Consider the following 6,640-nt stretch of genomic DNA (forward strand, 5'->3'; position numbering starts at 1 on the left):
AAAGCTGGAGATACAACAGCAAGTGTAAAAACTGGAGATACAACAAATATGATGTATCCATTACTAGGTTTAGCAATTGCTTCATTAGGATTCTATGGAAATAAAAAAAGAAAAGGTTTATAATAATTATTTAAACTAGAAAGCAATAGAGCAGGATAATTAAGTACCTGCTCTATTTTTTTGTACAAGGCATGGCACTTATTTGGTTGGTGAAAGTCTAAACATGAAAGGTTAGTGATGTTATGAATTAAGGAAGTTATGTAACAAATTTTTTGAGCCTACAAATAGAACTTGATAAGGCAAAATAGGTGGATAAGGTAGAACAATAAAAAGGTAAACGTAAAACTGAAATAGTAAATCAAGAGGTCGTGGAAAGATGAGTACAGACATTTTTTAGGATTTTTTTCTATAAAATGATTTGTTATGAAAATATATACAAATATCAGAATTGTCTTGAGAATAAAGTATGTTATATCAAATTTACTATCAAAAATATTTAATAAAGTTAGAAGTATTTAATATACATAATCATAAATAGTAGAAGAAACTAAGTAAGTGCGGATTTAGTTGTGGATAAATATATAATGTTCAAATATATGAGGATGAAAGAAAAAAGTGGGATCAATATAGTAAATTAGAAAAATAAAAAAGGAAATTAATTTTTTAGATTACTATCTAAAGAGTTTGTTATAACAAGATAAATGTTGTTTCATATACAATGTGTTGCAATGGTAGGGGCAAAATTATTTTTCTCTATCCTGTTTTTTTGTATACTCTTTGGTAAAAATCTAGTAAAATGTAGATATGAAAAGTGATCTAGAAGTGTTAAAAAAACGTGGATTTATTACCAATGTTGAAGCTGAAATATTTTTTTCATATTCAAAAGAAGAATTATTTGAATTACTTAGTGATAAGCAGGCATTTAAACGTACTGCTGCTTTGTATGTTTTAAAAAATATTATAGATATAAATGAATTAGATGAAATAATTCTTAAGATGTTAATAAGTGAAAAGGCTCTTTATACTAAATTAGAAATATGTAATATATTATCTACTGGAAATGAAATGACAATTAAGAAAATGATTCTATATGTTGGTAAAATAGGAAAAAATCAACATCATGATATTGCAAAAAAGGTATCTATGAAAAAAAGTTATCCTTTACCTAGAGATATTATTGCTAGAACAATGGCTAAAATGAATCCAAGATATTTTGAATCAATATTAGAAAATCTTAATTGTGGAGTTGATTTAGTTGTTGCTGAAATTATAGATGCTGTTGGTTGGCAAGTATTTTATCATCAGGAGCTTGCGATAGAAAAATATTATCAAGTTATAATTAATCTACTTAGTAGATATCAAAATAACCAATTTATGTTGTGGAAGTTAATTATTTGTTTATCTTCATTTAATCAAGCTGAGGATTTGTTAAGAAAATGGAAATCTGATAACTTAATTATGAATCAAGAGATTCAACGGAGTATTGATTTAATTGTTAAAAGAAAAAATTTATAAATAATTAATTTACTAGTATTACAAATAGAAAAGAGGAGAAAAGATGTATAAGATTATAACAGATGGATCATGTGATCTACCGCTTGAACTAGTGAAACAATTAGATATTGATGTTATACCTTTTTATGTATCAGTAGATGGAATTAGCCATCAAAAAGAAATAATTGATCTAGGTGTTAGGGATTTTTATCAATTTATGATTGATAATCCGAAGGTTTTTCCTAAAACATCAATGCCTTCGATTCAAGATTATTTAGATGTTTTCGAACCAATTATAAAAAATGAAGTAGATATTATTTGTATTTGTATTACAACGAAGTTTTCTGGTTCTTATAATTCAGCAATGAATGCTAAAAATATACTATTAGATAAATATCCTGATGCAAAAATTGAAATAATTGATGCAACAGTTAATACCGTTTTACAAGGAATGCTTGTTGAAGAAGCTGTTGCTAAAAAAAATACAGGTGCAACATTTGAAGAGACTGTTAAGTTTGTTAATTTAGTTAAAGAGACAGGAAGGATTTTTTTTACTATTAATGGTATGGATTATTTAGTACATGGAGGTAGAGTTGGGAAATTATCAGGAATAGCAGCAGGTGCTTTAGGAATTAAACCGTTAATTCTGCTTAAAGAAGGAGAAATTTTTAATAATGGATTAACTAGAGGGCGTAAGAAGTCTAAACAAAAGATTGTTGAGCAAATTATTAGTTATTTTAAGGATAATGAATTAGATATAAATGAATATCGTTTTTGTATTGGTTTTGGTTATGATAAAGAAGAGGCTATTGAATTTAAAGAGCAGTTTATTAAATCATTAGAACAGTTATCAGCATCATTTAAAGATGAGATACCAATTCGTCAAATAGGGGCGACTATTGGTGTTCATACAGGTCCACACCCTTTAGGAGTTGGGGTGTTGAAAAAATGTAATAAAAAATAGGAGCTAGCTCCTATTTTTTAAATATAACAATAGCTTTAAATAAATCGCCATCAACATTAACTTTAAATATTCCGTTTTGTAATTCAGTAAAACTTTTTGCAATAGCTAAGCCTAAACCACTACCGCTTGTATTTCTAGATGTATCACCTTGGATAAAACGTTCAACTAATTCATCTTCACTAACTTTAATTTCATCAGCAGAAATATTTTTGAAAATAATTTTTACTTCGTCTTTATGACTAATGATATCGATGTATACTCTTGTATTTTCTAATGCATATTTACTTATATTTATTAATAGATTTTCAAAAATACGATAAGTTTTTGAACTGTCTAATGATAAAATGATTTTTTCTTCAGGGAAATTAGTTTTAAAAGTTAAATTTTTTTCATTAAATTTATCTGTTAATTCAAATTTAGTTTGTTGTATCAAAGCAACAAGATCAACATTAACAAAATTTAATTTAATATTTCCACTATTAGCTTTACTTACCTCAAATAGATCGTGAATAAGATTCTTTAATCTAAGTGAGTTTCGATCAAGTGTTTCAATATACTCATTTCTTTTATTTGGACTAAGATTATCATTTTTTAATAAATCTACATATGTAATAATTGATGTTAGTGGTGTTTTTAAATCATGTGACACATTGGAAATTAATTCAGTTTTCATTTTTTGTGATTTTACTTCTTCATTTACAGCCTTTTCAAAACCATTTTTAATATTTGTAAATTCTGTTCCTAATGAGTTGAACATCCCAATATCTTGATTAATTTCAACATCAAAATCACCATTAGATAATCTTTTGACAGCATTTAATAGTATATCGTAATCATTTTTAAATTCATTAAATTTATTTTTTAGAATAACAAATAAGATAGTAGAATAAATTAAAGAAAAGAAAATTCCAAAAGTAAAGAAACAACATATTATAGAAATAATTAGACAATTAACTAAAACAATTTTAAGAATAATTTTATTTATATCATCATTTATATCAAAACTACTAACTTTATTTATTAATTTATTTATATTTTGAAATAACCAGATACAAATAGTATTATTTTTTATAAAATTAATAAATCCAACTTTAAATATTGATTTTAAGTAAAATATACAAAACATTGATAAAAATAGTAATCCTGCCCATGATAAAATATTCATTGCTCCAAGAATTAATTCACTATGTTGACCAAATCCAATTATAGTTAATTTATTGATATAATAGCCATTTAATGTATCAATAATTAAACCATATATTATCTTAATAATGCCAATATAAGATAAAACAATACCAATAACTAATGGCTCTAGTTTAATTTTGGCAGGATATTTAAAGATACCAACTTCTTTAACAATTTCATGTGGATATAAAAGCATATATAAACATACTGCGATAATAGCGATAAATGCAAAAGGAATAATGGTTTCAACATTAGTATTATTTAAATTACTTTCATTGTAATAGGCAATTGCATCAATAGAATTAGTATTGAGTTTATATGGTACTGCAAAATAAATTGTAATATTAGTAGGATTATGTAGAATTGCATTTGTATCATATTCATCTAAATATTGAAAATAAGTTTGTTTAAAGTTGTTCCATACTAATTCATAATTTTGATTACCAGCTATTGGACATCCTAATGTATCGTATGTAAGTTCGCCTTTTTCATTAAAAGCTATTTTTAAATACCATTGATATTTATCTGTTAAATCTGTATTGTTTTGAATGTTTTTTATGTCATCATTAGTATTACCAAGTTTATTATTATTGCCTTCAGCATAATATTTAATATTTTTCTTTTCTGACATTAGCTCTCTGCTATATAAAATGTTATTATGATAAAATACTTCACTAGCTTCTTCATTAGCAGTAAGATATTTAGGAATACCTTCTTTTTTACCGACGTTATCAAGCTGAAAACTAAGAGGATAAACATTATCTAAAATATCATAAAGAATAGTGTTATTAGTAAAATTTATACTTTTTTTATTACTATTTTCAACAACATTATAACAATAGTACACACTAGTACTACTAATAAATATAATTATAATAGTTAAAATCGAAAAAATAATTTTCTTTTTCTTCATTTCATCACCTACTGTTTTTCAATCTTATATCCAACTCCCCAAACAACTTTTAAATATTGGGGATTACTAGGGGTAATTTCAATTTTTTCTCTTAGATTACGAATATGTACCATTACAGTTTCTGTATTAATAGCGGCTTCATTCCAAACGTTTTCATATATTTGTTCACTTGAAAAGACTCGACCAGGTTTTTCCATTAATAACTCTAAAATTTTTAGTTCAATAGGTGTTACTTTTACTAATTTTCCATCAATAGTAACTTCCTTAGTATCCAAATCTAACTCTAATCCACCGACAATATATTTATTACTTTCTTCTTGTTTTTTATTAATCATATTTAAAAATTTATGATAGCGACGTAGCTGAGAAGATACACGAGCTAAAAGTTCCATTGGTACAAATGGTTTAGTAACATAATCATCTCCACCTATATTTAATCCGGTTATTTTATCTATATCCTCTGATTTAGCTGATAAAAAGATAATTGGAAAATCATAATTTTCTCGAACTTTCATTGTCATTTCAATTCCATCCATTACTGGCATCATTATATCAACAATTGCTAGATGGATGTTATTCTGTTCAATTATTTTTAAACCAGCTAGTCCATTATTTGCTATAAAAACATTGTAGCCTTGAGATTTCAAATATATTTCAATCGCTTTAGCAATTTCAATTTCATCTTCTACAATTAAAATATTATCTTGATTCATTCCTTTACCTTCTTTCATATTAATTATAAATGATTAGGTTTAAGAATAACAGAAGTGAAATCAAAAGATTTTCTAAAGATTCTTATCTTGTCTATTAATATAAGATTTATAGGCAAAAAGACCAAGAATAGAAATAATACCTGTAATTATAAAAACAGTAATTGTAAAATGATAATTTTGATTAGATAGTGCATTACCACCAATTGTGCTAGTTATAATTGAAGGTATTCTAGCTACTGTGGTAATTAATAAGAAAGTAGATAATTTAATTCGAGTGAATGGTGCAAAGTATGTAAGGATATCTTTTGGGGTACCAGGAATAAAAAAAATAATAAAAATTATTAGTTCAATATTTTTTTTGCTCTTTAAAAAATATATTTCATTTAATTTTTCTTGATTATAAAATTTATTAACAAATTTAATTCCATATCTTTCAACTAACCAAAATATTATAATTGTTCCTAGTATTGCACCAAGTAAACAAATTGCCATTCCTTCAAAAGTACCATAACAAAATCCTGAAGCGACTTCAATAATCTCTCCTGGTAAAAAAACAAAGACTACTTGTATAGTCATCATCAATATTAAAATTAATTTTCCCCAATGTCCCAATTGACTTAGTTCATTTTTCAATGTTTCAGGATTATTTAATAAATGTTCAAAAGGTTTATATAATAATAGGCATATTATTGCCATAACAAGTATTGCAATAAATAATTGATAGATTAATTTTTTATTTCCTCTAATTGTTTCCATTTTCTCACCTCGTTATTAGTATAGACATTTAATTTAAAAGAAAACGGGTGAAAGATTAAAAATAATTCTTAAATGTTTATTAAATTATCTAATTTAGTATATACAATATTTAAAAGGTAGAAAATATTATTAGTTTTTAAAAACTGTGTTTAATTATAAGCTGGATGGTTTAGAAGTTTTTTAAGAGTTAAACCCTGAAGAGGGGATGAATAAAAAGATTTTTAACAATTTAAAGATATTAATAGAGCTTGAAAAATTAAATAAAATGAAAAGAACTTTGTATTTACAAAGTTCCCAGGCTGTTGACAAATAAAAAATTGTCAGCAGTCTTTTTATTTTGTTGTTTATGTGATAATATATCAGTGGTCGTGGATGACTTCGTTCCAAGTGTGCAAACTTTGAGGCTCCACGACTTTTTTGTTTAAGATAAAGAAGTCATGATATGGTATAATATAAGTGCACATTTGGAGGAAATTAATATGACAATGACAGTAAATAAAACTAAACATGATCACATTATTTTATGTACTATTGATGAGCTTGTTCCAGCTGATCATATGGTTAGAAAATTAGAAGCCTCTATTGACTGGTGTTTCATTTATCCGTTAGTAGAAA

6 protein-coding genes are annotated in these 6,640 nt (G+C 25.4%); 3 read left to right on the forward strand and 3 right to left on the reverse strand.

Going from position 1 to position 6,640, the window contains the following annotated elements; genetic code table 11:
- From BMW96_RS14885 to BMW96_RS13570, 3 genes are all read left to right on the forward strand, one after another.
- A partial coding sequence (locus BMW96_RS14885) for an LPXTG cell wall anchor domain-containing protein (RefSeq protein WP_143050762.1) occupies positions 1 to 123 on the forward strand: 123 nt, incomplete at its 5' end.
- Between the two features lie 699 nt (positions 124 to 822).
- On the forward strand, positions 823 to 1,515 hold the full coding sequence (locus BMW96_RS13565; RefSeq protein ID WP_244881329.1) for a hypothetical protein: 693 nt from the start codon (positions 823 to 825) through the stop codon (positions 1,513 to 1,515).
- 43 nt (positions 1,516 to 1,558) lie between these two features.
- Complete coding sequence (locus BMW96_RS13570; protein ID WP_092357070.1) at positions 1,559 to 2,458, forward strand: DegV family protein; 900 nt, start codon at positions 1,559 to 1,561, stop codon at positions 2,456 to 2,458.
- 10 nt (positions 2,459 to 2,468) lie between these two features.
- Here BMW96_RS13570 and BMW96_RS13575 read toward each other — a convergent pair whose 3' ends face one another.
- The 3 genes from BMW96_RS13575 to BMW96_RS13585 all read right to left on the reverse strand — a co-directional run bounded on the left by BMW96_RS13575 (position 2,469) and on the right by BMW96_RS13585 (position 6,025).
- Positions 2,469 to 4,556, reverse strand: a complete 2,088-nt coding sequence (locus BMW96_RS13575) for a sensor histidine kinase (protein WP_092357073.1) — start codon at positions 4,554 to 4,556, stop codon at positions 2,469 to 2,471.
- Positions 4,557 to 4,564: 8 nt separating this feature from the next.
- Positions 4,565 to 5,269, reverse strand: coding sequence for a response regulator transcription factor (locus BMW96_RS13580; protein ID WP_092357076.1), 705 nt, complete (start codon positions 5,267 to 5,269; stop codon positions 4,565 to 4,567).
- 72 nt (positions 5,270 to 5,341) lie between these two features.
- Positions 5,342 to 6,025 carry a TVP38/TMEM64 family protein gene (locus BMW96_RS13585; protein WP_092357079.1) on the reverse strand — a complete coding sequence of 228 codons (684 nt, stop codon included), beginning with the start codon at positions 6,023 to 6,025 and terminating at the stop codon, positions 5,342 to 5,344.
- Between the last annotated feature and the right edge of the window lie 615 nt (positions 6,026 to 6,640).

The sequence above is a fragment of the Thomasclavelia cocleata genome (genome assembly GCF_900102365.1).
Taxonomy (GTDB): Bacteria; Bacillota_I; Bacilli_A; order Erysipelotrichales; family Coprobacillaceae; genus Thomasclavelia; species Thomasclavelia cocleata.